This window comes from Novosphingobium sp. SG720, assembly GCF_012275365.1.
GTDB classification, from domain to species: domain Bacteria; phylum Pseudomonadota; class Alphaproteobacteria; order Sphingomonadales; family Sphingomonadaceae; genus Novosphingobium; species Novosphingobium rhizosphaerae.
Genome location: NZ_JAAZQN010000006.1, coordinates 18,780 through 43,858 on the forward strand (window position 1 = coordinate 18,780; position 25,079 = coordinate 43,858).

General features: G+C 67.5%; 16 protein-coding genes. 8 read left to right on the forward strand and 8 right to left on the reverse strand.

Annotation, left to right across the window (positions count from 1 at the left end; translation table 11 throughout):
- Positions 1-8 precede the first annotated feature (8 nt).
- The 4 genes from FHW94_RS18585 (at position 9) to FHW94_RS18600 (ending at position 4,288) form a co-directional block, all read left to right on the forward strand.
- Positions 9-1,022, forward strand: a complete 1,014-nt coding sequence (locus FHW94_RS18585; protein ID WP_168557337.1) for an alpha-ketoacid dehydrogenase subunit beta — start codon at positions 9-11, stop codon at positions 1,020-1,022.
- Between the two features lie 10 nt (positions 1,023-1,032).
- On the forward strand, positions 1,033-2,463 hold the full coding sequence (locus FHW94_RS18590; RefSeq protein WP_168557338.1) for a 2-oxo acid dehydrogenase subunit E2: 1,431 nt from the start codon (positions 1,033-1,035) through the stop codon (positions 2,461-2,463).
- A gap of 19 nt (positions 2,464-2,482) precedes the next feature.
- Positions 2,483-3,019, forward strand: coding sequence for a VOC family protein (locus tag FHW94_RS18595; protein ID WP_168557339.1), 537 nt, complete (start codon positions 2,483-2,485; stop codon positions 3,017-3,019).
- Between the two features lie 150 nt (positions 3,020-3,169).
- Positions 3,170-4,288, forward strand: coding sequence for a zinc-binding dehydrogenase (locus tag FHW94_RS18600; protein ID WP_168557340.1), 1,119 nt, complete (start codon positions 3,170-3,172; stop codon positions 4,286-4,288).
- Between the two features lie 2 nt (positions 4,289-4,290).
- Here the strand turns inward: FHW94_RS18600 and FHW94_RS18605 are convergent, their stop codons facing one another.
- Positions 4,291-4,722 carry a helix-turn-helix domain-containing protein gene (locus tag FHW94_RS18605; protein WP_349237558.1) on the reverse strand — a complete coding sequence of 144 codons (432 nt, stop codon included), beginning with the start codon at positions 4,720-4,722 and terminating at the stop codon, positions 4,291-4,293.
- 77 nt (positions 4,723-4,799) lie between these two features.
- On the opposite strand from FHW94_RS18605, the gene FHW94_RS18610 reads away from it, so the two are divergent.
- On the forward strand, positions 4,800-5,666 hold the full coding sequence (locus FHW94_RS18610; protein ID WP_168557341.1) for an SDR family oxidoreductase: 867 nt from the start codon (positions 4,800-4,802) through the stop codon (positions 5,664-5,666).
- A gap of 22 nt (positions 5,667-5,688) precedes the next feature.
- On the opposite strand, the gene FHW94_RS18615 is transcribed toward FHW94_RS18610, so the two are convergent.
- Together FHW94_RS18615 and FHW94_RS18620 are read right to left on the reverse strand one after the other, a co-directional pair.
- Positions 5,689-7,662 carry a glycoside hydrolase family 3 protein gene (locus tag FHW94_RS18615; RefSeq protein WP_168557342.1) on the reverse strand — a complete coding sequence of 658 codons (1,974 nt, stop codon included), beginning with the start codon at positions 7,660-7,662 and terminating at the stop codon, positions 5,689-5,691.
- A 67-nt stretch (positions 7,663-7,729) separates the two neighbouring features.
- Positions 7,730-10,105, reverse strand: coding sequence for a TonB-dependent receptor (locus FHW94_RS18620; protein WP_246866262.1), 2,376 nt, complete (start codon positions 10,103-10,105; stop codon positions 7,730-7,732).
- 203 nt (positions 10,106-10,308) lie between these two features.
- Here FHW94_RS18620 and FHW94_RS18625 point away from each other — a divergent pair, with 203 nt between their 5' ends.
- On the forward strand, positions 10,309-11,394 hold the full coding sequence (locus FHW94_RS18625; protein WP_168557343.1) for a LacI family DNA-binding transcriptional regulator: 1,086 nt from the start codon (positions 10,309-10,311) through the stop codon (positions 11,392-11,394).
- Between the two features lie 7 nt (positions 11,395-11,401).
- On the forward strand, positions 11,402-12,682 hold the full coding sequence (locus FHW94_RS18630) for an MFS transporter (RefSeq protein WP_168557344.1): 1,281 nt from the start codon (positions 11,402-11,404) through the stop codon (positions 12,680-12,682).
- On the opposite strand, the gene FHW94_RS18635 is transcribed toward FHW94_RS18630, so the two are convergent.
- The 5 genes from FHW94_RS18635 to FHW94_RS18655 all read right to left on the reverse strand — a co-directional run bounded on the left by FHW94_RS18635 (position 12,679) and on the right by FHW94_RS18655 (position 23,637).
- Entirely contained in the window at positions 12,679-16,083 is a 3,405-nt protein-coding gene (locus FHW94_RS18635; RefSeq protein ID WP_168557345.1) for a glycosyltransferase, read from the reverse strand. The two genes, FHW94_RS18630 and FHW94_RS18635, sit on opposite strands and share 4 nt — an antisense overlap.
- A gap of 117 nt (positions 16,084-16,200) precedes the next feature.
- The gene (locus FHW94_RS18640; RefSeq protein ID WP_168557346.1) at positions 16,201-17,337 is read right to left on the reverse strand and encodes an acyltransferase; all 1,137 of its coding nucleotides are present in this window, start codon (positions 17,335-17,337) and stop codon (positions 16,201-16,203) included.
- Between the two features lie 18 nt (positions 17,338-17,355).
- A complete protein-coding gene (locus tag FHW94_RS18645; protein WP_168557347.1) occupies positions 17,356-18,867 on the reverse strand; it encodes a glycoside hydrolase family 30 protein in 1,512 nt (503 codons plus the stop codon).
- Between the two features lie 5 nt (positions 18,868-18,872).
- A complete protein-coding gene (locus FHW94_RS18650) occupies positions 18,873-21,083 on the reverse strand; it encodes a glycoside hydrolase family 3 protein (protein ID WP_168557348.1) in 2,211 nt (736 codons plus the stop codon).
- Between the two features lie 67 nt (positions 21,084-21,150).
- The gene (locus FHW94_RS18655) at positions 21,151-23,637 is read right to left on the reverse strand and encodes a TonB-dependent receptor (RefSeq protein ID WP_168557349.1); all 2,487 of its coding nucleotides are present in this window, start codon (positions 23,635-23,637) and stop codon (positions 21,151-21,153) included.
- A gap of 369 nt (positions 23,638-24,006) precedes the next feature.
- On the opposite strand from FHW94_RS18655, the gene FHW94_RS18660 reads away from it, so the two are divergent.
- Entirely contained in the window at positions 24,007-25,053 is a 1,047-nt protein-coding gene (locus FHW94_RS18660) for a LacI family DNA-binding transcriptional regulator (RefSeq protein ID WP_168557350.1), read from the forward strand.
- Positions 25,054-25,079 lie beyond the last annotated feature (26 nt).

The following is a 25,079-nucleotide window of genomic DNA, read 5'->3' on the forward strand; positions in this document are numbered from 1 at the left end:
CGGATACGATGACCAAGATGATGTACCGCGATGCCGTGCTTTCCACCATTATGGAGGAAATGGCGCGCGACCCCGATGTGGTGGTGCTGGGCGAAGACGTGGTGGGCGGCATGGGGACGGCCGGCGGACCCGAAGCGATCGGCGGCATCTGGTCAACCTCTACCGGCCTTTATGACCGGTTTGGCCCCACCCGCGTGATCGACACGCCGATTTCGGAAAGCGCGATCATCGGCGCGGCGGCGGGCCTGGCACTATCGGGCAAGCGGCCGGTGGCCGAACTGATGTTTGCCGACTTCATCGGCGTGTGCCTCGACCAGCTGTGGAACCAGATTGCCAAGTTCCGCTATATGTTCGGCGGCAAGACGCGCTGCCCGGCGGTGATCCGCATGGCCTATGGCGCGGGCTTCAACGCCGCTGCCCAGCACAGCCAGTCGGTCCACCAGATCCTGACCGGCATGCCCGGCCTCAAAGTGGTGATGCCAGCCACCCCGGCCGATGTGAAAGGCCTGCTGCGCACCGCCATCCGCGACGATGATCCGGTGATCTTCCTGGAGCACAAGGCGCTTTACGCGACCAGCGGCGAAGTGCCCGACGACCCGGACTTCATGATCCCGTTCGGCCACGCGCGCCTCACCCGCGCGGGTGGCGACGTGACGATCGTCTCGACCGGCCTGCTGCTCGGCATGTGCGAGGCGGCGGCCGACCGCCTGGCTGCCGAGGGCATCGGCTGCGACGTGATCGACTTGCGCACCACCAGCCCGCTGGACGAGGAAGCCATTCTCGACAGCGTGGAAGTGACCGGCCGCCTGATCGTGGTGGACGAAGCGCCGCCGCGCTGCGGCCTGGCCGCAGACTTGCGCGCGCTGGTGGCGGAAAAGGCGTTTTCCAGCCTCAAGGCGCCGCCGCTGCAGGTTACCCCGCCGCACACCCCCATCCCGTTCGCGCGCGAGCTGGAGAGCGCGTACTTGCCCTCGATCGACAAGATCGAGGATGCCGTGCGCCGCGTTCTGGCCTGGCGCTGAGGAGGGCCGCATGCCTGACATCCGCCCCTTCTGTATGCCCAAGTGGGGCATCGAGATGACCGAGGGAACCCTCGCCGAATGGAAGCTGGAGGAAGGCTCGGCCTTTTCCCGTGGCCAGCTTCTGTGCCTGATCGAAACCGCCAAGATCACCAACGAAGTCGAAGCCGAATGGGATGGCGTGCTGGCCCGCGTGCTGGTGCCCGCCGGGGGGGACGCGCAGCCCGTTGGCGCGCTGCTCGCCGTATTGGCCGAACCGGGCACGAGCGCGGCCGAGATCGATGCGTTCATCGCTGCTTTCCGCCCGGCCGAAGCCAGCGCCGCCGCGCGTGGTGGCGCCGCGCCTGCCGCAGCGCCGGCCCCGGCAGCGCAAGCTCCGGCGCCCCAGCCCCCGGTCACCAAGCCCTTGCTCACCAACCGCGCCATCAGCCCGGAAGCGCGCAAGCTGGCCGAGGCAACCGGGCTCGACATCGAGCCGATCACCGGATCGGGCCGCGATGGGCGCATCACCTTGCAGGACGTGCAGCAGGCATTGCGTGCGCCGGCCATCCCCGCGCTGCACGGCACGCTCACCGTGGCGGAGGAAGACGCCAAGGTCTTCGCCTCCCCCCTCGCCCGGCGGCTGGCCGCCCAGCACGGCATCAGTCTTGTGGGCGTAAAAGGCTCTGGCCCGCGCGGCCGCATTGCCAAGGCCGATGTCCTCGCCCTGATCCCGGCGCCCGCTGCGCCCGCAGGGCCCGCGCCCTTTGCCCTGGTGCCCAATCCGCCAGTGGTGGCGCCGTTCGATCGTGTGCGCAAGGTGGTGGCCCAGCGCCTGACGCAAGCCAAGCAGCAGATTCCCCACTTCTACCTGCGCTCCAGCGCGCGGCTGGATGAACTGCTGGCCCTGCGCAAGACAGCCAATCTCGTTCTTGGCAGCAAGGCCACGATCAACGACTATCTGGTGCGCGCCACCGCGCTGGCCCTGGCGCAGCATCCCGATGTCAACGTGCAGGTGCACGGTGAAAGCGTGCACCGCTTTGCCCATGCCGATATCGCCATCGCCGTCGCGAGCCCCAAGGGCCTGGTCACGCCGATCGTGCGCCAGGCCGATCGCCAGCCCATCGCCGCCATCGCCACGGCCACCCGCGCATTGATCGACAAGGCGCAGGCCGGCAAGCTGGCGTTCGAGGACATGGATGGCGGCACGTTTTCCATCTCCAACCTCGGCATGTTCGGGGTGGAGGAATTTGCCGCGATCATCAATCCACCCCAGGCCGCGATTCTGGCGGTGGGCGCGGCGGCGCGCACCCCTTGCGAATTGCCCGGCGGCGGCGTTGGCTTTGAAACGCGGCTGGCGCTCACGCTCTCGGTTGATCACCGAGCCATCGACGGCGCAGCGGGCGCGGCGTTCCTCGCCACACTCAAAGACCTGCTCGAAACCCCCGAGCGCCTGTTTGCCTGACTTTCACACGGAGATCCCCATGTCCCAGCGCGGCCCCCTCACGCAGTTCGGCCCGATCTTCCAGATGGCCTACCTGCCCGCCGATTTCGATGCGGCGATCGATTACTGGACGCGGGTGGTCGGCGCCGGGCCGTTCTTCGTGATGGAAGGCATCACGCTGACCGACATGACCTATCTGGGACAGCCAAGCGACGCGCGCTTTGCCGCGGCCTGGGGCTATTGGGGGGATATGCAGATCGAACTGATCCGCCCGGAAAACGATGCGCCGTCGATCTATACCGGGCCCTATGCCGTCACCGACCGGCTGCACCACGTGTGCGTCGAGGTTGACGACCTGGAGCCGGTGCGCGCCGCGCTGGCCGAAGCCGGCGCCACGATCCTGATCGAAGGCAAAGTGGGCGAAACCGGCGGGGTGATCTATGCCGATGCCGGCGCCGGGCCGGGCGGCGTGATCGAATATGTCAAGCTGATGGAAGGCGGCGCGGGCCTGTTTGCCATGATGCGCGAGGCCGCGCGCGACTGGGACGGCAGCGATCCCCTGCGCAAGCTGGGGTAGGAAGGAAATCCGGACCGTCTTTCGTCGCCCCGGGCTTGACCCGGGGTCCCGCTTTGTCTTCGCTCCATGTCGGAAGAAGCCGGACCCCGGATCAAGTCCGGGGTGACGTGCGTTCGAACGAAATTCCACGCCCCATACCAAGGAGTGCCCATGCTGCCGCAAACCACCCTCGTCCTCACCAGCCAGGTCCATGAAGGCGGCAAGATCGTGGCGGCGCTCACGGACATGCCGCTGCCCGCGCCTGGCGAGAACGACGTGGTCATCGCGGTGGAAGCCGCGCCGATCAATCCGTCAGACCTGGGCCTGCTGTTCAGCTCCGCCCGGATCGACGATGCCGTGTTCGCCCCCGGCCAGGTGGAAGCGCCGGTTTCGCCCGCCGGCATGGCCGCGCTGGCCGGACGCATAAGCGAGGTAATGCCCGTGGGCAGCGAAGGCGCCGGCACGGTGATCGCGGCCGGATCGGGCGCGGCGGCACAGGCGCTGGTGGGCAAGCGCGTGGCGACCGTGGCGGGTGGCATGTATGCCCGCCACCGCGTGGTGCCGGCAGCAAGCTGCATGGTCCTGCCCGAAGGCACCAGCGCGCGCGATGGCGCGGCCGCTTTCGTCAACCCGCTGACGGCGGTGGGCTTTGTCGAAACACTGCGCAGCGTGGGCGGCAAGGGCATCATCCACACTGCCGCAGCATCGAACCTGGGCCAGATGCTGGTGCGCCTGTGCGCGGCCGAAGGCATTCCCCTGGTCAACGTGGTGCGCAAGGCCGAGCAGGCCGACTTGCTCAAAGGCATCGGCGCCGCCCATGTGCTGGACAGTGCCAGCCCCACGTTCCGCGAAGACCTGCGCCAGGCGCTGGAAGCGACCGGCGCCGATACCGTGTTCGACGCCATTGGCGGCGGCCCGGTGCTGGGCACGATCCTTTCGACCATGGAACAAGTGGGCCGTGCGGCGGCGGGGGCCTATTCCCGCTATGGCTCCACCGCCAAAAAGCGCGCCTATGTCTATGGCATGCTCGATACCGGGCCGATCACGCTGCCGCGCGACATCGGCTTTGTCTGGGACGTTTCGGGCTGGCTGCTGTTTCCGCGCATGGAAGAGCTGGGCCCCGAAGTCCGCGCGCGCATGCAGGCCCGCGTGGGCCAGGACCTGACCACGATCTTCGCGTCGAACTACAAGACGCAAGTGCCGCTGTCGCGCGTGCTGGACGAAGACGTGGTGCGCGATTTCACCCGCCGCGCCACCGGTTCGAAATACCTGATCCTGCCCCAGGAATAAGCTCAGGCAACGTCAGCGGCATTATCGAAGCGCGCGCGGGCGCTGGCGATGACTTGCCCGTGGTCGGTCGACCAGCCGACCAGTGCCAGGAGCGGCCCCATCAGCGACTGGCCGAGCGGTGTCAGGCGGTATTCCACCGCCGGTGGGCGCGTGTCGAACACGGTGCGATCGATCAGGCCGTCGCGTTCCAGATCGCGCAACCCCTGGGTCAGCATGCGGCGCGAGATATCGGGCAATGCCCGCAGCAGCCCATTGAATCGCTGCGGGCCCAGGTGCAGTTCCAGCAGGATCAGCACGGTCCACTTGGCGGCGATATGATCGAGAATATTGCGCACCGGGCAATCGTGCGGATCGAAGCCGGCCTGGCGCCACACCGCCATCGGATTGTCGGGCGCCACGGCCCGGGCAAGGTTCTCTGGAGGTAACCTCGTCACGAAAAACTGCCTCCTTCACGGCCGCGATCAAGTCTCTATCTGAGACTTGCACTCCGCTTTAGAAGGATCATCGTGCCATGACCACCCACCTCGTTACCGGCGCTTCGGGCCAACTTGGCCAGCTCGCCATCGATACCCTCGCCACGCTGGTGGACCCCGCTTCGATCATCGCGCTGGTGCGTTCGGATGAAGCGGCGCAGCGCTTTACCGGGCGCGGCATCCAGGTGCGGCGGGGCGATTACAACGATCCCGCATCGCTTGCAGACGCCTTTGCCGGGGTGGATCGCGTGCTGTTCATTTCCGGCTCGGAAATCGGCGCGCGCGTGCCGCAACACACCGCCGTGATCGACGCGGCCAAGGCAGCCGGGGTTGGCTTCATCGCCTATACGTCGGTGCTCGATGCCGCCAAAAGCCCGATGCTGATCGCACGCGAACACGCGATCACCGAACGGCTGCTGGCGGAAAGCGGCATCGTCCACACTGTTCTGCGCAACGGCTGGTATCTGGAAAACTACCTGATGGGCGCCGGGCCCGCGCTGGCCAGCGGGCAGCTTTATGGCGCGTCTGGAACCGGCCGGGTGTCGCCCGCCGCGCGTGAAGACTATGCCCTGGCGGCCGCCCTCGTCCTGGCCGGTGGCCACGATGGCCAGGTGCTTGAACTGGCTGGGGACGAAAGCTTCACCATGGCAGACCTGGCCGCCGCGCTGGCCGACATTTCCGGAAAGCCGGTCAGCTATGTCGATCTGCCCAAGGAAGCGCTGCAGGCCGGCCTGGTCCAGGCTGGACTGCCCGAACCGCTGGCTACGATCCTGGCCGATTCCGATGCCTGCGCCGGGCAAGGCAGCCTGTTCGACGACAGCCACACCCTGTCGCGCCTGATCGGCCGCCCCACCGCGCCGTGGCGTGGGTTCCTGGCGGCTGCGCTGGCGCCCGCACAGGCTTGAGCAATGGCCTGGGCGGCGTGGCCTATTGCGGCCCCGCCCCCAGGCTAAAGCCGAACGGGAACAGCGGATCGACGGTGTCATCGCCCACCGCCGGGTTCTGCGCTTCCACCGCCGCCATCGAGCGCGGCAGTTCGAACGGCAGGCGCCCGCGCGCGGTTTCCCGCCCCGTGACGACGTCGAGCAGGCCTTCGTCGCTCACTCCGAAATTGCCCAGCACGGCCCGGGTCTTGGGCAGGATATCGGTGAGGATCGCCGGGCGATCGAGGAACACGGCGAGCACCACCGGCACGCTGGCGGGAATGGCCGCCACGGCATCGTAATCCGCGTTGCCGGGGCGGAAATCGAGGCGCCCTTCCTTTTGGCGCGAACCGAAGAAATAGTTGGGGTGCAGCCGTTCCGACGGGGTATCGGCACGCATCAGCGCCACTTGCGCATCGGCCGCGCGATCGACCACGACCAGCCCATGCGCCTTCGCCTGGGCCGGATCGATGCCCTTGAGGAACACGCGCGTGCCGGCGGCAAGTGGCAGCAGCCCGCCCTCGTTGCGCAGCAGGACTTGCGCCTGCGCCTGGGCCTGGCGCCCTTGCGCCATCACCGCAGGCGGCGCGATATTGCGCGCGGCGGCCGGATCGACCAGCGGATTGTCGAACAGTCCCAGCTCGAACTTGAGCGTCATGACCTGCGCCACCGCCGCGTTCACGCGGGCGAGCGGAATCGTTCCGGCCTGGACATCCTTGATGATCCACTCGGGTTCGGTAACGCCACCGAACTGGTCGATCCCGGCATTGGTGGCCTTGGCATAGCGTTGCGCCGGCGTCAGGTCTTCCACCCCCCACGGCATGGCGATCTCGTTCGGCGTCTGCGGCGCGGTTGGCGCCCGGCAGGCCGGGGTGCAATCGCGGGTGATGCCCCAGTCCGACAGGATCAGCCCCTTGTAGCCATAATCCTTGCGCAGCAGGCCCAGCAACTGCGCGTTGTAGCCGGCGGCCACCGGCTCCAGCGGCTTGCCCGCCACGCTCGGCCCGCTGACGATGTCATACGTGGGCATGACCCCTGCCACGCCGGCCGCGAACGCGCCCAGGAACGGGCGGATATGCGTCTTGAGCGTGGCATCGTCGTGCACCGCCATGCGGCCATAGTAATTGTGCCCATCAAACCCTTGCGGATTGGCGCCATAGCCCACCCAGTGCTTGACCACGGTGGCCACGCCATCGTGGGCCAGGGTCGTGGCGCTGCCCTGGAACCCGCTGACATAGGCCTGCACCATCTTGGCGGCGAGATCGGCATTGGCGCCAAACGTGCCGGTGCCGCGCGGCCAGCGCGGATCGGTGAACAAGTCCGCCTGGGGCGAAAGCGCCATGTGGATGCCGCTGGCCCGGTATTCGCGGCGCGCCTGATCGGCAAAGCGATGCATCAGGCCGGCATCGGCCAATGCGGCAAAGCCCAGCGTTTCAGGCCATTGCGAATAGCCGCTGGCGGCCGCGCTGGCGCCCACCGTCACCTGGAAATGGTGGCGTGGATCGGTGCTGATGGTCAGGGGAATGCCCAGCCGCGTCTTGGCGGCCAGACGCTGCAGCGCATTGTTTTCCTCTGCCATCCGTTCGGGCGTTACGGCCAGGCGCGTGATGAAGCTGGTAATGTGCTGCCCATCGATCGCGGCCTGCGCTGCTGCGACATCGTAACCCAGGGTGGAAGCGCCCACCACGTTGTCCCGCGCGGCAAGCGAGCCGTGCATCATCGCCCCGGCCTTTTCCGCCAGCGTCATCCGCGCGACGAGATCGGCCACGCGGCGCGCCACCGGCAGGCGCCAATCCTCATAGGGATCGAGCCGGCCATTGCGATTAAGATCGCGGAAGCGTGCGCCGGCAACGGTCAGCACCGGCCCCGTATCGGCCGCGATCGCCGGCTGCGGGGGCAAGGCGGGCCGGGCCGCCAGCATGCCGGAAGGAACCTGGGCCAGCAACGGGGCGATCAGCAAGGCAGCGGCACGCTTCATCGGCAAGGACTTTCCCAAAGGCAAAAAGCGGGGCCGTGCGTGGATCGGCACGGCCCCACAGGGTGGATCAGAAACGCAGGCCCGCGCGCACGCCATAAAGACGCGGATCGGAAAGCTGCGCCGTGCCATCGTCGAACGTGCCGCCGAAATTGGCAACGATCTGTGCGCTCGACAGCGTGAGCCGGTTTTCGATGTTGCGCACAAAGCCCTGGAGATACCAAGCCCCGCCCGGCGCATTGTAGGTTGCGCTCAGATCGGTCTTGGTGAAGGCCGGCTGGCGGAACTGCGCGCGCAAGGCTGGCGCGGTGATGACATAGCTGGCCGACATGCGCGTGCGCGCACCCAGCTGCACATCGCCATCGCCGAGGGGAATCGTCCAGGTATAACCGGCAAACACCGTCCATTCGGGCGACCGGTCGAGCTTCTTGCCGGCGAACTGCGCGGTCAGCGGCCCGGCCGAATCGATCAGGTAGTCGGTATAACGGGCGTTGAGCCAGTTCACCGAAAGATCGATCTGGTGGTTGCGCGCCGGCTTGATCACGCTTTCCAGTTCGACCCCATCAACCTTGGCGCGCCCGGCGTTGAGCGTGCGCTGCACCGGCGATCCGGCAACCAGGGTCAACTGCGAGAGCTGCAGGTTGGTGTAGTCGTAATGGAACACGCTGCCGTTGAGGCGCAGGGCATTGCCGCCGATGCGCGCCTTGAAGCCGGCTTCGTAGGAGGTGAGCGTTTCGGGCTGGTAATAGAGCAGATCGGGCGTCGTCACCGCGCTGCCGTTGCAATTGGCGGTCCCGGCCAGGCAGCCATCGTTGAACCCGCCCGCCTTGTAGCCCGTGGCAACCGTGCCGTAGACCAGCGTGGTGGGCGCCGCATCGAATTCGAAGCCACCGCGCCAGGTGATCTTGCTGTAGCTCACTTCCGCGTTGTTGAGCGAATCCTGCACGCCGCGCGGGTTGGTGGTGCCGGCCTGGGTGCCGGTGGTGAAATCAAGCGGATCGTCGACGTTGGCGTGGTAGATCGTGGCGCCCACGCGGCGCTTCTTGTCCTTGGTCCAGCGCACGCCGCCGGTCAGGCGGAAGGTATCGGCCAGGCTGTAGGTGCCCTGGCCGAACAGGGCGAAGGATTCCGAATTGGTCTTTTGCGGAAAGCCGAAGATATAGCCGCGCTGCCCCTGCTGGAACCCCTGGGTGCCATAGAGCAGGAAGGAAATGTCCGACTTTTCCTTGAAGTAATAGGCGCCGGTCTGGAGCTTGAGCCCGCCGGTGTTGATCGCAAAGCGCAGTTCCTGCGAATTCTGGTTGTAGCTGCCGTCAAACGTCTGCGGCGACGTGACGATCGCGCCGGTCGTGCGGTTCACCCCGGTCAAACCGGTGAACTGTTCGTCACGCGTCAGTTCGCGATAGGAACCGATGTAGTTCAGCGTCAGCCAATCGGCCAGATCCAGCTTGAGATCGCCCTGCACGCCCCAGGTGTTGTTGTCGCGCAGCGATTGCCAGCGTTCGGGATAAGTCAGCGTGCTGACATCGCGCGCGCTGCGGCCCGAGCGCACCAGCGGATCGGTGCCCAGCTGGCCATCGGCAGGCACGCTGAACGGCGCCTGGTACAGGTTGGAAAGCAGCACGCCGGCACCGGGGTGGCCCTTGATCGAGCTGTAGTCGCCACGCACCACCAGGCGCACGCGGTCGCTCGGCTCGATCAGCACGGAGAGGCGGCCCGACAGGTTTTCCTTAGCAGGGTCAAGCGTATAGGGGGAAACGCCCTGGTAGACATAGCTGTTGCGCCGGTCGTAATTCACCGCCGCGCGCACGGCCACGCTTTCGCCCACCGGCACGTTGACGACGCCGGTGGCCTGGATCGTGTTGAAATTGCCATAGGTGCCATCGAAGCTGGCGCTGAACTTGCCCAGGCGCGGCGCGGCCGAAATCAGGCTGACCAGGCCGGCCGTGGTGTTGCGGCCATAAAGCGTGCCCTGCGGCCCGCGCAGCACTTCCACGCGATCGAGATCGAAGAAGCTGACTTCCTGCGCCTGCGGGCGGGCAAGGAACACGCCATCGACCACGAAGCCGGCGGAAGGATCGCCCTTTTCCGAATTGTCGGTGCTGCTCACGCCGCGAATGGTGATCTGCAGGCCGGCCGAACCGCCGCGGTCGATCGACAGGTTGGGCGCCACTTCGGTGAGCTGCGTGGCATTGGTCACGCCGGTCTTGGTCAGGCTGTCACCGCCGATCGCGGTGATTGCCACCGGGGTCTTGGACAGCAGTGTGTTTTCGCGCGTGGCGGTCACGATGATTTCACCGGCGTCGGGCGCGGCGGCACTGGCCTGGGCCGTGGCGGCATCGGCAACGACCGCGCCATCCTGCGGGGCGGCCTGGGCGTGGGCCGCCGCATGCGACAGCGCGACGAGCGAACCGGCGGCAAGCAGAACTCGGGTGCGAACTTTCAAAACATCCTCCCATTGTGTTCATTGTTGACAAGGCCACTGTGGTGACCATCTAATTTAGCGCTAAATCTCGGAAGATGTCATCGCTGTCAACTTGATTTTGCGCGCTCATGTGCAAAACCCGGCGGCCATGGATGGCGCCGCCGGCAAAGCCGCGCCAAAATGCCACGGCAGGCAGGACCGCTCTCACCCCAAGACAGGCCAGGATGGACAACACGACGGGAGACAACGAAAAGAGCGCGGGCCAGGAACGGCGGGCACGGCGGCGCGGCAGCCAGTGCGTGACGATCCGCGACGTGGCGCTGCGCGCGGGCGTGTCTTCGATGACGGTATCCAACGCCATCAACGGCACCGGCAAGATGGCCGAGGCGACGCGCCAGGCCGTGCTCGATGCCGTTGCCGAACTGGGGTTTGCCCCCAACATGGCGGCGCGCAGCCTGGCCGGGGCGGATTCGCTGCGCATCGGCTTCGTCCACTCCACGGTCACCAACGGCTTCCTGGGCGCAATGCTGATCGGGGCGCTGCAGGCGGCCGCCCTCAATGGCGCGCAGCTGCTGGTGCGCGGGGTAACCAACGGCGATAGCGCGGGCCTGGCCGACACCATCGCCCGCCTGCGCGACAACGGCGCGCGGGGCCTGATCCTATCGCCGCCCTATGCCGAAATGCTCGATCCGGGCGGCATCGGCCTGGATGCCGCCGTGCCGGTGGCGGTAGTCGCGGCGGGCGCCGCAATCCCCGGCATGGTGACCGTGCGCGTGGACGATCGGCTGGCGATGCGGCAATTGACCACGCGCCTGCTGGAACAGGACCATCGCCGCATCGGCTTCATCACCGGCCCGGCGGGCCACACCTCGAGCGCGGCCCGGCTGGCCGGTTATCGCGATGCGCTGGCGGCTTTTGGCGTGCAAGCTGACGAGAGCCTGGTGATGCCCGGCGATTTCCGCTTCCAGTCGGCCATGGGGGCCGCGCGCGCCTTGCTCGAACGCGCCGCGCCGCCCACGGCCATCATGGCCAGCAACGATGACATGGCCGCCGCCGTGATCGCCGTGGCGGCACAGATCGGCTTGTCCGTGCCCGAGCGCCTGGCCGTGACCGGGTTCAACGATGATGCCATCGCGCAAACCATCTGGCCCACGCTTACCACCGTGCACCAGCCGGTGCAGGCCATGGCCGAACAGGCGCTGGCCCGGCTGATCCGCCGCATGAAGGGCCAATCGGTGGACGATGACCTGGTGTTGGATTTCGCGCTGATGGAGCGCGCATCGACCAGCGCAGGCCCGGCCAGGCCGTGACGGGAGCATGACCGCCACCGCGCTCCGCCCCGAGACGGCCTGGCGCCGGTGGGCCTTGCCGCTGCTGCTGATGGCCGCCAACACGCTGTCGTTCGTCGATCGCCAGATCCTGTCCTTGCTGATCGAACCGATCCGCCGCGATCTCGGGCTGGGCGATGGCACCGCTGGCATGCTGTATGGCCTGGGCTTTACGCTGACCTACCTGCTTGCCGCATTCCCGCTTGCCTGGCTGGCCGATCGCATCGGGCCAAGGCGGGTGATCGTTGGCGCGGTCATGGCCTGGAGCCTGGCCACCGGCGCTTGCGGGCTGGCCCGGTCGCTGGGCGGGCTGATCGCCGCGCGCATGGCGGTGGGCCTGGGCGAAGGCGGGCTGACGCCGGCCGCAATGGCCTGGATCAGTCGCCAGTTCCCGCGCGAGCGCACGGCCACCGCAATCGGCGTGTTCCAGACCGGCATATACCTTGGCAACGGGCTGGCCTTGCTGGTGGGCGCGTGGATCGCGCTGCGCTTCGATCCGGCGGGACGCCACATGGTGCCGCTGCTCGGGCCCATGGCCGGTTGGCAGGTGGCGTTCCTGCTCCTGGTGTTGCCGGGCCTGGCGCTCGCGGTTGCCCTGGCCCTGTGCCCGGCGCCACGTGGCGGTGAAAGCGAGCGCGCCACGGCGCCGTCCGTCGCCATGCGCGGGGCTGCGGGTTGGCGCATCGGCGCTTTGCCGGCGCTGTTGATCGTGGCCTATGCCTGCCTGGTGCTGGGCGGCAATGGTGCACAAGTGTGGACACCCACATTGCTGCAACGCCAGTTCGGTTGGTCGGTTCAGCAATCGGGCTTCGTGCTTGGCACGCTGAGCCTGGGCTTTGGCATCCTGGGCACGCTTGGCGGGGGCCTGGCCGCCGATGCCATGGCGCGCCGCAGCGGGCTGCGCGGACCGATTGCCCTGGCGCAAGGCGCCATGCTGGTGGTGGCACCGATCGCCCTGGCCTTTCCCCTCGCCCCCGACGCGGGTGTGGCCGTGGCGCTGATTGGGGCCCATCAGATGGCGTCGGCGTTTGCCCTGTGCGGCGGCATGGCTGCACTGCAGGGAGCCGCGCCCGATGCCCAGCGCACGCGCATCACCGCGATGCTGATGGTGGCGATCAACCTGGGCGGCACGCTGGCCGGGCCATGGATCATGGGCGTTGTGTCAGATGCGTGGCCCGGCGCGGGCCTTGGCCCCGCGATGGCCGTCACCGGCTGCCTGGCGACACTGCTGGCCGCGCTGGTAATGGCGCGCGCCCAGCGCTTGGCCTAGGCCACCCGGTCGAGCGGGGCGGCAGCGGGGCTTGCTTCTTCGGCCAGGGGCGCGACAGCCGGCGGCACGGTGAACCGCCCGCTGCGCTGTTGCCGGCCCCACGCCACCTGTGGCCCGGTCAGCGCGGTGAACACCGCGCGCACCACCACGGCATAAAGCAACTGGCGATACCCCAGCCGCATGCCCAGAAGATGCAGCACCGGGAGCCGTCCTTGCTGCCCGTCCAGCCGATAGGCAACCATGCCGCAGCCCAGCTCGGTGGCCAGAAACAGCGCCCAGAAGCCCAGCATCAGCCCGACATCGCCCTCCAAGGCGGAAAAGCCGTGGTTGGCCGTGCGCCAGGCCAGATCGACCAGCGCCAGCAACAGCGCCAGATCGATCATCGGTGATAGCAGCCCCAGGATCACCTGAAACAACCAGGCCTGCGGCAGGCCGAACCGGGCGAGCCCGCGGGGGGCGCCCTGCGCCAGCACGGCGCGATGCTTCCACAGGCATTGCAGCGTGCCGAACGCCCAGCGATAGCGCTGGCGCCACAGCGCCCGCATGGTTTCGGGCGCCTCGGTCCAGGCCACGGCGGCAGGATCGCACGCCACCTGCCAACCGGCGCGCTGGATGGCGATAGTCAGGTCCTGATCCTCGGCCAGGGTATCGGTGGGATAGCCGCCCACTTCGTCCAGCGCCTGGCGCCGCCAGGCCCCCACGGCGCCAGGCACCACGGTGACCGCGCCCAGCGCATCGAGCGCGCGCCGCTCCAGCGCCTGGGCCGTGACATATTCCACCGCCTGCCACCGCGTGAGCAGGTTGATGCGGTTGCCGATCCGCGCGTTGCCCGCCACCGCACCGATGGCAGGATCGGCAAACCACGCGGCCAGCCGCGCGATCGTATCGGGTTCGAACCGGGTATCGGCATCCAGGGCGATCACCACGTCTGCCCGCGCCAACTGCAAACCGTGATTGAGCGCCCGTGCCTTGCCGCCATTGTCCAGCCGCAGCAGGGCAACGCGCGGATCATGGCCGAACTCGCGCGCGACCACGGCGGCGGTCTCGTCGCTCGAGCCATCGTCGATCACGATCACTTCCAGCCGCACCCCGCGCGATTCCAGCACCCGGCGCAGCGAGGCGGCAATCACCCGCGCTTCGTTGAATGCGGGAATCAGCACCGAAACGAACCCCGGCACCAGATGCGCCGGGCCAGGCACGCGCGCCGGGCGGCGGGCCTGCCACAGGGCCAGCGCGGTCATGGCCAGCGCGCGCGCCATGCCCAGCACAATCGCACCGACAAACAGCCAGCCCAGCACGCGCCGCGCCGTGCCGAGCGCTGCAAACAGCCCTCCTGCGGCCTGCGCCGCCGGCGCCCGCGGCCCGGCCAGCGGCGGCATGGCCTGATCGCGCGAAAGGCCCGCCAGCGCCGAAACGGTGACGAAGCGATAGCCGCGCGCCTGCAACTGCGCGATGATCTGCGGCAGCGCGCGCACCGTGGCGCTGCGATCCCCGCCCGAATCGTGCAGCAACACGATCTGGCGCGCTTCATGGCTATCGCCGCTTTCCACTTGCGCCACGGTGCGCGCCACCAGCGTGGCCGCGTCTGCCCCGGTCCAGTCCAGCGGATCGACATTGAGGCCCACGGTCAGATAGCCCAGCCCCGCGGCAATGCGCGGCACACGCAATTCGGCCGCCGTGCCGGGATCGGCATCGCCCAGGTAGGGCGCGCGAAACAGCCGCATGGACCGGCCAGTATAGCTTTCCACCAGCGCCTGCGTGGCATTGATTTCCAGGACCACGGCGCGGTTGCCCATGCGATCGAGATCGGGATGCGTGGTCGAATGGTTGCCCAGTTCCGATCCCTGCCCCAGGATTGCGCGCAGCAGGCCGGCCTCGCCCAGCGCATTGCTGCCGGTGACGAAAAACGTGGCCGGCACGCCGTGCGCCTTGAGAATGGCCAGGATCTGCGGGGTCCAGCGTGGATCGGGGCCATCGTCAAAGGTCAGCGCCACTTGCTTGCGCATAAGCCCGGCGCGTTGCACCTGGTTGGCAGCGGGCAACTGGCGATAGACCGCCTGGCGGATCAGGCCATCAGCGCCCACGCCGGCTTCGCGCCAGCCAGGTGCTGCCGCCGCACCGATCCGCAGCACTTCGCCCTGGCCGACCAGGCTCACGCCGTCGGGCGCCGGCAACAGGGCCAGATCGCGCGCCTGCCCGGCCAGCGCCGCCCAGAAGCCGGGATCTTCCCCACCCAGGCGCCACAGGGCCAGGCCAACCGGCGCGGCATCCGTCCGCGCCAGCGCGCGCAGAACCTGCAACTGGTTCCAACTCGCCAGCGCGTCGATCATCCACACCTGATGGCGCGTGCCGTCCTGGCGATAGGCAAAGCCGCTGTTGCCACTGCGGGAATCGAAACGGGGCGTGGTGCCGGCGGCCTGCGCGCGCTGCCAGGCCTGGGCCAGGCCGATCGGTTCGGCCACCCCGCGATCGGGCCAGTCATAGGCATAGCTGCCCAGCGCCACCACCGCCTTGCCTGGCCCCACCGCCGCCACGCCATCGGCCACCGCGCGCGCGAACCACGGCTGGCCGGCGATCGGCCCGGCGCGGCCGGTCAGCCAGTGCTGGTCATAGGCCATCAGGATCACGCGATCGACCGCGCGAGCATAGGCGCGCAGATCCCACGCCGGATCGAGCACCGGTGCCGCGATCATCAGTCGCTGGCCCCGTGGCGCCAGGCGCGCCCGCGCTTCGCCCAGGAAGGCACGATAATCGCCGTGGGCATCGGGCGGCAGGTTTTCCAGATCGAGCACCAGCCCGCGCGCGTGCCAGCGCGCCATGGCACGCTCGATCCGGTCGAGCAGCTGCGCGCGTTGCGCAGCATCGGCCAGCAGGCGCGCCATGTTGGCCCCATCCCAGCCGGCATCGCCGAGCCCGTCATTCTGGATCATCAGCAACAGCCCCAGGCGCGGCTGCGCGCGAAGCGCGGCGGCCAGGTCGGGATCGTCCTGCTCCACCCAGGCATGTTCGCGCCCGCGCACCGAAACCAGGCCCACCGCCACATCGCTCAACGCGCCGCCATGCTCGGCCAGGGCGCGGCGCCCTTGCGCATCGCCGGCCATCAGGAACCCGATGCGCTCAGCCGGCAAGGGACCGGACGCAGCGCCATCGGCGCTCGATGGAGCCACGGGGAGCCAGGCCCCTGCCCCGCTTTCACGCCCCGGATCGAGCGCGGCGGCGCGTGGCAGGGGTGCAGTTCCGGGCACCACGGCCAAGGCGGGCGCCTGCCGCCGCTCCATCCAGCCCACCGCCAGCCCGAGCCCCGCAAGCGCAAGCACCAGCGCCACCGCCATCGCTGCCACCACGCCGCGCACCCAGCGCCCGCGCCGCCCGCTGGGATCGTGAAATACCTGAAGATGCAATGCCCGGTCCTGCCTGCTGCCTGATCGCCGGGGGCATGGGGCAAAAACGGTGGCTATCGGCTAAGGCGGGCATGCGCAAAAATGCGGGGCTTAATGGTCTCCACGCCGGCTGCGTGGTCAGCGGCGCCCGCCCAGGCGCCGGCCAAGCCAACCCCGGATCGGCCGATCCCAGGCCACGTCGGCCAGCCAGGCCACTGCGATCAGCAGCGGCACCAGGCCCACCCCGATCACCGCCATGCGCGTGGGCGATGGGTGCGCCTTGGCCACATAGTTCATCCACACGTAGAGGAACGGGAAGTGGGTGATGTAGATCGGATAGGACAGCCGCCCGCAGGCGCGCACCAGCCAGCCAACCACGGGCCCTGCCTGCGAATGGCACCCGGCAACGATGATCGCGGGAAACAGCAAGATCACGCAGGCCGCTTCATAGACGCCGTTGAGCTTGATCCCGCCCACCTCGGGCCAGATCGGCAGCAGCATCGCCACCACCATGATCACCGAAAGCGTGGGCCAGCCCAATCGCACCTGGGGCAACCGCGCGCGCAAGCGATAGAGCCACAGCCCCGTCACGAACGGGAAGCACAGCCGCACCGGCGCCATCCACAGGGTTTCCCAATAGGAACCCTGGTCCAGCGAACCAAGCGCCACGCCGCTCGCCGCCAGCCCAGCGCCGCTCACCATCGCCAACACGCCCAGCGCGCGGGTGGACCAGTGGCGCAGCACCAGGGCATAGGCAATGTTGCCGAGATATTCCTGCAGCAGGCTCCAGCACGGGCCGTTGAGCGGGTGGGTATCGGTCCAGCGGCTGGGTAGCGGCCAGGTGGGGATTAGCGCCAGGCCCATGACCAGCGCAACCAGCAGGCGCGACAGCGCGATCGCCTGCTCCGGCGCGCCCCAGGGATCGAGCAGATAGCTGGCAAAGCCCAGTAGCACGCCCAGGATCACCAAGGGGTGCAGCCGCACCAGACGCAGGCGGAAGAAATCGTCCACGCCCATCTTCCCCCACCGATCATCATAGGCATAGCCGATGACAAAGCCCGACAGGGCAAAGAAGAAATCCACCGCCAGCGGCGCGTGGTGCAGGATCACCTTGTCGCCTTGCCACAGCACGGTGATGCCCTGGATGTGAAACAGCACGACCATCAAGGCCGCCGTGCCGCGCAAGCCATCGAGCACGGCAAAGTGCGCCTTGCCGGTGGTGGTTGCATTGCCCTGCGCGATGCCCATCGCACCGGCTTCCCGTGTCGCTGTCATGCCCCGTTCACGCCCCGATCATGCCAGCGCATCGGCTGGCAGGACCACCGTGTTGAGCGAATCCGCCTCCATCGGCAAGGCCAGTGCCTTGCTGCCGATGCGATACGTCACGGTGGCAGGCTGGGCGATGGGATTGCTCGCGACCAGCACCAGCGATCCATCGGGGTTGCGGAAGGCGAGCTGGTCCACATAGCCCAGGAAACTTTCCACCGGCACCATCCGCGCGCCGGCGCGCACGTGGGCGGAAAGATGGCGCACCAGCCAGTAATCCTCGCCCATGCGGAACGTACCGGCCTTGGTATCGACCACCAGCAAGCTGTTCTGTGGCCAACCCCACCCGCTCATCCCGCCTTCGGGCATGACGAGGTTCCAATACGTCCAGGCGCTGGCGCCATTTTCGAAATAGCGCCGGATCGTCTGCCAGCCATAGCGGGCATAGCGCCAGTCGTTGGTGCCGACGCCGCATTCCTGCTCCGATCCCCACAGCTCCAGCGTGGGCCAGCGTTCGCGCAAGGGGCCAAGCGCATCCTTGCCGGCCCATTGCACCCCGATGCCCTTGATCGCGGCGGCGGCCTGGGGATGGGCCATGACGCGGGCGAACAGCTCCACATTGCCGCGCTCGAGCGTGCCGAAGAACACGCGCGTGCCCACCTTGTCCATTTCCTGGGCGAGGAAGGGAATGAACCGCGCGAGGCCTTCGGGTGTCCAGCAGCAGCTGGGAAAGGGCTGGGCCGAATTGAATTCGTTCTGCGGCATCACCGTGTCGATGCGGATGCCGGCCTTGGCATATTCCTCCACGTAACGACGGAAATAGCGGGCATAGGTGGCCAGGGTGCGATCATCGAGGCGGAAGGAATCGCTGCCTTCCTGGCCCAGTTGCGCGGGCGTGATGCCATTCGATGGCTGCCCTGGCCAGGCCGGCGCCTGTGCGTAATGGCCGCCTTTCTTCATCCAGGTGGGCGGCGACCAGGGCGAGGCCCAGACTTTCAGATCGGGCCGCAGGCCTTGTGCCGCCTTGATGAACGGGATCAGCGTTTCCCGATCATTGGCGATGGAAAAGTGCGCGAGGTCATAATCGTCGGGCGTTTCGTCATAGCTGTACCACCCGCGCGAAATGTCGTTGGCGCCGATCGGGGTGCGGCACTGGTTGAACGCGCAGCCATCATCGCCGAACAGGGCGGCCAGGGCCTGGGCGCGCCGGGCAGGCGGCAGGGCCTGCAAGGCATCCCACCCTTTTTCCGAAAACGCCCCGCCAAAGCCGGCAATGGTCTGGCGTGGTGCATCCAGCCGCACTTGCGCGCCCACGGCAAACAGATCGGCGGGAACGGGCGCCAGCGCGGGCAACGGGCGCGCCTGCCATGGCCGACCAGCCACCGTCGCCACCCACGACGCGCCGGTGATGGCGGGTCGTGCCAGGGCTGCCGGTGCCGGGGCGCCCCGAGCTGCGGCGGTGATGCCAGGCACCCCCGCCGCAGCCGCCCCCATGCCGATCAGTGCCATGGCACCCCGCCGGTTGACCGCAGAGTCCATGGCCTTCAATCCTTCCACGCGCGGGCAGGCAGCTTGATCGTCACCACCGGGCCGAGTTCGGCCGCGTTGCGCCCCAAGGCAAAGCCGTATTCGCCCGCCGGCATCGTCCAGCGACCATCCTTCCAATCGGCCAGCAGGCGCGGATCGAACGTGACGCTGGCGCTCTGGCTGGCGCCGGCGGCCAGGCTCAACCGCTTGAAGCCGACCAGCCGTTGCAGCGGGGCGCCGTTGCGGCGAACGAGGTAGACCTGCCCCACGTCGTCACCCGCGCGCTGGCCGGTGTTGGCCAGGGTGAAGCTGGCGGAAAGCCCCGAAACCTTGAGATCGCGCGCCGCAAAGCTGGTGTAGCTCAGGCCATAGCCGAACGGAAACAGCGGCTTGAGCCCCTTGCGGGCAAACCAGCGATAGCCCACGTCCGACCCTTCGATGTCATAGTCGCTGTGCAACTGGTCCTTGCCCGGCGCGGGATCACCGCCGAAATTGGGCTCCACCCAATCGCTGCCGTCCAGCTTGGGCCGGGGCAACTGATCAAGGCTTGCGGGGAAGGTAACGGGCAGGCGTCCGCCGGGATTGGTATCGCCAAACAGCACCGAGGCAATCGCTTCGCCACCGCGGGCGCCGGGATACCAGGCCTCCACCACGCCGGCCACCTTGTCGAGCCAGGGCATCAGCACCGGCCCGCCGGTTTCCAGCACCACGATCGTATTGGGATTGGCCGCCGCGACGGCCGCAATCAGCGCATCCTGCCCATCGGGCAGCGACAGGTCGGGCTGATCGGCCCCTTCGGTGCGCCATTCGGTGGCAAACACGATCGCCACTTGGGCCTGGCGGGCCTTTTCCACGGCATCGGCGATGTAGCGACCATCGCGGAACGTGATCGTGGCCTGGGGCGCGCTGGCCTGGATGGCCTTGAGCGGGCTGGAGCGGTGATAACTTTGCTGCATCAGCGCGGCAAACGGCCCATCGCCACCCAGCGAGCGCGTGGCGGCCGGGCCGCCTTCGCCCATCACCAGGCTGGAACCCGATCCGGCCAACACCCCGCTGTCGGCATAGCCGCCGATCACCGCGATTGTCTTGGCCGTCTTGGCCAAAGGCAGCGCGCCGTTGTTCTTGAGCAGCACGATGCCTTGTCGGGCCACTTCCTCGGCCACCTGGGCATGGGCGGCAAAGTCGATCTGCCCGCCCGGCCGCGCCGGGTTCTTGTCCACCCCGGCAGCATAGATCGCGGTCAGCACGCGGCGGTTCATGTCATCAAGCCGCGCGGCCCAGGCCTTGTCGCCGGCCGCCTTGGCCTTGAGCGTGTCGGCAAAATAGATGCCTTTGTCGAGCTGTTCGCCCGATTGCTGGTCCAGGCCATTGATGGCGGCCTCCACGCCGGGCACCGCGCCCCAGTCGGACATGACAAAGCCCTTGTAGCCCCACGCGCCCTTGAGCACTTTGTTGAGCGCCCAGTCGCTGGCGCAGGCCTGCGCCCCGCCGATGCGGTTATAGGCGCACATCACCGCGCCGGGCTGGCCCTTTTCGATGCCGATCTGGAAAGCCAGCAGGTCGCTTTCGCGCGCGGCACCCTCGGCAATCTTGACGTCGACATATTTGCGCCCGGTTTCCTGGCCGTTGAGCGCGAAATGCTTGATCGTGGAAATGATATGGTTCGATTGGATGCCGGCGATCGCCGCGCCGACCAGGTCACCCGAGAGCAGCGGATCTTCCGCCAGGTATTCGAACGTGCGGCCATTGCGCGGATCGCGCATCAGGTTGACGCCGCCGGCCAGCAGCACGTTGAAACCCTTGGCCCGGGCCTCTGCCCCGATCATCGCCCCGCCGCGATAGAGCAGCTCGGGATTCCAGCTGGCCGCCTGGGCCAGGCCCGATGGCAGCGCAGTGGCACCGTCCTTGCGCAGCCCGCCCACCCAGGCCACGCCCAGGCTGGCGTCGGTTTCGGTAAGCGCCGGCACGCCCAGCCGCGCAATGCCCGGCACATAGCCCGCGCCAGGCACCGCGCCTTCGGGAACCTTGGTACCCGGCAGGAACGGCAGCGGCATCATCCCGTGGGTGAGGATCACTTTCTCGTCGCCGGTCATCTGCTTGACCGTGGCATCGGCGCGGGCCTGTGCCCCTGCCAGATCGATCGCGGGCGCCTGCTGGGCATGGGCATGGGCATTGGCACCCAGCGCCAGGGCAGCGCAGCCGAGCACGAAAGGCAGGTGGCGGTTCATCGGACAATCCTTGTGAGAAAAGGGAAAAATGCGGGCCGCCCCAAGCGGGCGGCCCGCCGTTTCAGCATCAGAACTTCACGCCGGCGCGCACGCCGAAAGTGCGCGGATCGGTCATGGTCAGGCTGGTCGCGCTGCCGGTAACCAGCGCCACCTTGTTCTCGATGTTCTTGACGAACGCCGTGGCGTACCACGCGCTGTTCGGCGCGTTATAGGTCAGGCTGGCCTGGGTGCGGGTTTGCGAAGGCGTCCACAGCTTGAGCCAGTAGGACCCGGTATCGCCGAACACCGTCACCGAATAGGCCGACGAATAGCGCGAATAGACCGAGGCGACGACATTGCCCTCGCCCACCGGCACCGTGTAATTGATGCTGCCATAGAGCACGGTGGACGGCGTGCGATCCAGCTTCTGCCCGGCATAGTTGGCCACCTGGCCGCGATCGTTGGCGGTGCACTTGCCGTTGACCAGGCCGCTCGGGCAGAACTGGGTGTAGTGCCCGTCGGTCAGATCCACGCCCAGCGTCAGGTTCAGATCGCGCGTGGGATAGAACTGGGTTTCGAATTCCCAGCCCAGCACGCGCGCCTTGCCCGCGTTGGTCGTCACCGTCTGGTTGGCGCCATTGATCGGAATGATCGCGCTCAACTGCAGGTTCTTGTAATCATACAGGAACAGGTTGGTGTCGATCTTCATCCACGGCGCCACGCGGCCGCGGAAGCCCAGTTCATAGTCGGTCAGGGTTTCGGGCTCGTAATAGATCGCGTGCTGGTCGCCATACTTGAGCGTGGTGGTGCCGGTGACCACGGTCGAATAATCGCAGCGCTCGCCCTGCGACGTGACGAGCGACTGGCCAGCCCCGCCGGTGGAGCACCCGTCGCCAAAGCCGCCGACCTTGTAGCCGGTGGCAATCGAGCCATAGAGCAGCCCGCCCGCCACATCGGCATCGAAGCCGGCGCGCCAGGTCACCTTGCGGCCCTTGACCGTGGCGTCGTTGACATAGCTGCGCCCGCCGCCGGCGGCCGGATCGAGCGTATATTGCCCGCCCACCAGGGGCTGCCCGCCCAGCGTGTTGAGGTGCACGGTGTGGCCATAGCGGGAAAGATCGTCGGCGGTGTAGCGGATACCGGCCGTCAGCCGGACCGCGTCGGTGATCTTGTAGGTGCCTTGCGTGAATGCGCCCTTGGTGGACGAGATCGTGTGCTGCGGGAAGCCATAGATGAACGTGTTGCCGAACACCTGGGGCAGCAGGTTGTAGATATAGAACGCGATGCGCGATTCTTCGCGGAAGTAATAGAGGCCGCCCTGGATCTTGAGCGGGCCGTCCCCGCTCGACGCCAGGCGCAACTCGTGGCTTTGCTGCGTGTAATCACCGTTGAACGTGCCGGGCAGGTTTACCCCGCTCAGGACGTTGCTGTTTTCCTTGGCTTCGTATTGCCGGATCGACCCCAGGTAAGTGGCCTTGATGCCGCCGAAATCGTAATTGAATTCGCCATCGAGGTTATAGGCGATGTCGTGCACGTTGGGCTTGAACGAGGATTGGTCCCCGCCGCCATACTGGTGCGTGGTCAGGCTGGTATACGTCGTGCCGCCGCTGGTATAGCTGAACGGCGTGTTGAAGCTGGCGCTCAGCAGCGAGGTGGTGAGCGACTGGCGCGTGTTGCCGATCGGCGCCCAGGTGGCCACGCGCGCCTTGTCGGCCGCGGTATTGCCGGCCGAGCTGCTGTCGGTGCCCAGCTGATAGAAATTGCTGAACGGGACCGAGCTGTCGCGCGATCCGGTCAGGCGCGAATAGCTGCCGCGCAGCAGCAGGTCGCCCCGGTCGCCCAGCTTGAACAGGCCCTGCAGGCGGGCCGAGATATTGGTGCGGAACTTGTTGTTGTAGTTGGGATCGCCCGCCACGCCTTTCACGAAATTGTCGCGCGTGTCATAGTTGAGCGAAAGGCGGAACGCGGCCCAGTCGTTGACCGGCAGGTTGAACGCGGCATCGGCGTTATAGGCATTGTAATTGCCTGCGCCGACATTGGCTTCCACGCTCACGCGGTCGAAACTGGGGCGCTTGGTGATCACGTTGATCACGCCCGCTGTGGTGTTGCGGCCATAGAGCGTGCCCTGCGGACCTTTCAGCACTTCGACATGGTCCACGTCCATGAAGCTCACGTCGGCCTGCTGGGGCCGCGCCAGATAGACGCCATCGGCCAGGAACGCGGCCGAAGGATTGCCCTTTTCGGTACCGTCGGTGCTGGTCACGCCGCGAATGGTGATCTGCAAGCCGTTGGTGCGGTCGATCGAGAGGCCGGGCACCTGGTCACCCAGCGCGGTGGGGTTGGTCACGCCCTTGGAACGCAGCCCGTCGCCGGTGATGGCGGTCAGCGCGATCGGTGTTTTCGACAGCAGCGTCTTGTCGCGCGTGGCGGTCACGATGATGTCGGGCATCGCCACTTCGTCGCTGGCGGCCTTGGCCGGTTCCTGCGCAGGTGCAGGGGCCGGCGCGGTCTGGGCATAGGCCGGTGCGGCCAGAGCCACGGCAGAAACCAGGCATGCTGTTTTGATCAGCTTCATTTTTCCCTCCCTTTCATGCCCCGCGTGCGTTCTTGCCGCGGGTGACATTCGCTTGCGCGGCCATGCACTTGCTTGCTGCGCACGCGGCGCAGGCAAGCCCTGCCCTGGCAATGGCCGCACCGACGATGAAGAGAAGTGATCGGGCAACAAGGCCCCACCCGCCCGAAGCATGGCTTCGCAGCGGCAATCGATTTCCTCTCCATCGGCGGCAAGTAGTATCTCTTGCTTGGCCATACTTTGAAATCAAACAGTCAGCGCTGTCAAGACTGCGTTGTCAGATTTCAACGTGACCTCGCGAAAGAAATAGTCATAATGGTTGACATGGAGAGGCGACCGTTCGCAGACAGCCGGCAACCCGAACGGGACCAAGTGCAACCGCCAGCAGCGGCCGCACCCGCGCCGCGCGCCACGATGGAGGATGTTGCCCGCCTTGCCGGGGTGTCCCTCAAAAGCGTGTCCCGCGTGGTTAATCGCGAACCCCACGTGTCCGACGCGTTGCGCGCGAAAGTGGAGGCGGCCATCACCACGCTGGCCTTCGTGCCCGATGCCGCGGCCCGCTCGCTGGCCGGATCGCGCACATTCATCGTAGGCCTGCTGTTCGACAACCCCAGCCCGAACTACACGATCAAGATCCAGTCAGGCGTCTACCGCGCGTGCATGGAGCAGCAATATCACCTGCGCATCGACAGCATTGATTCGGATCGCCCCCATGCCCAGGTGGAAGCGCAGCTTGACGCGATCGTGCGCAACAGCCGCTGCGACGGCTTCATCCTCACCCCGCCGCTGACCGACAACATCCAGGTTCTGGCCTTTCTGGAGCGGCGCGGCATCCGCTATGCCCGCATCGCCCCCAACAGCGAACTGGGCCGTTCGGCGTGCGTGGCGATCGACGACAGCGCCGCCGGCGCCCTTGTCGCACGCCGCTTGTGGGCGCTGGGCCATCGCCAGCTGGGCGTGGTCACCGGCCCGCCCCTGCATCGCGCGGGCGAGCGGCGGCGCACCGGCTTTCTCAATGCGCTCAAGGAACTGGGTGCCACGCTGCCCGTGGCGGAGGCCAATGGCAGCTTTGCCTTCGAAGGCGGCATTGCGGCGGGTACGGCGCTGCTTGCCCACGAACCACGCCCAAGCGCGATCTTTGCCACCAACGACGATTCGGCGGCCGGGGTGATGGTGGCCTGCGCGCGCGCCGGCTTGCGCGTGCCGCACGACATCTCGCTGTGCGGATTCGACGATAGCTGGGTTGCCAAGTCGGTCTGGCCCTACCTGACCACGATCTACCAGCCGATCGAGGAAATGGGCTATGCCGCAGCCAGCCTGCTGCTTGATCGGGGCGAAACCGGCGACCGCCAGCTCATGCTCGATTTTCACCTGGTCGAGCGGGACTCTCTGGCGCCGCCGCCAGATCATCCCGCCTGACGGAACCGAGCGGCCCCGGTGTGCGG

What these genes read in the sequence shown, in the direction of transcription:
- FHW94_RS18600 (WP_168557340.1), top strand. Translation starts at nt 3,170, where the DNA reads ATGCTGCCGCAAACCACCCTCGTCCTCACCAGCCAGGTCCATGAAGGC.
- FHW94_RS18610 (WP_168557341.1), top strand. Translation starts at nt 4,800, where the DNA reads ATGACCACCCACCTCGTTACCGGCGCTTCGGGCCAACTTGGCCAGCTC.
- FHW94_RS18595 (WP_168557339.1), top strand. Translation starts at nt 2,483, where the DNA reads ATGTCCCAGCGCGGCCCCCTCACGCAGTTCGGCCCGATCTTCCAGATG.
- FHW94_RS18615 (WP_168557342.1), bottom strand. Translation starts at nt 7,662, where the DNA reads ATGAAGCGTGCCGCTGCCTTGCTGATCGCCCCGTTGCTGGCCCAGGTT.
- FHW94_RS18625 (WP_168557343.1), top strand. Translation starts at nt 10,309, where the DNA reads ATGGACAACACGACGGGAGACAACGAAAAGAGCGCGGGCCAGGAACGG.
- FHW94_RS18630 (WP_168557344.1), top strand. Translation starts at nt 11,402, where the DNA reads ATGACCGCCACCGCGCTCCGCCCCGAGACGGCCTGGCGCCGGTGGGCC.
- FHW94_RS18590 (WP_168557338.1), top strand. Translation starts at nt 1,033, where the DNA reads ATGCCTGACATCCGCCCCTTCTGTATGCCCAAGTGGGGCATCGAGATG.
- FHW94_RS18645 (WP_168557347.1), bottom strand. Translation starts at nt 18,867, where the DNA reads ATGGACTCTGCGGTCAACCGGCGGGGTGCCATGGCACTGATCGGCATG.
- FHW94_RS18655 (WP_168557349.1), bottom strand. Translation starts at nt 23,637, where the DNA reads ATGAAGCTGATCAAAACAGCATGCCTGGTTTCTGCCGTGGCTCTGGCC.
- FHW94_RS18585 (WP_168557337.1), top strand. Translation starts at nt 9, where the DNA reads ATGACCAAGATGATGTACCGCGATGCCGTGCTTTCCACCATTATGGAG.
- FHW94_RS18650 (WP_168557348.1), bottom strand. Translation starts at nt 21,083, where the DNA reads ATGAACCGCCACCTGCCTTTCGTGCTCGGCTGCGCTGCCCTGGCGCTG.
- FHW94_RS18640 (WP_168557346.1), bottom strand. Translation starts at nt 17,337, where the DNA reads ATGACAGCGACACGGGAAGCCGGTGCGATGGGCATCGCGCAGGGCAAT.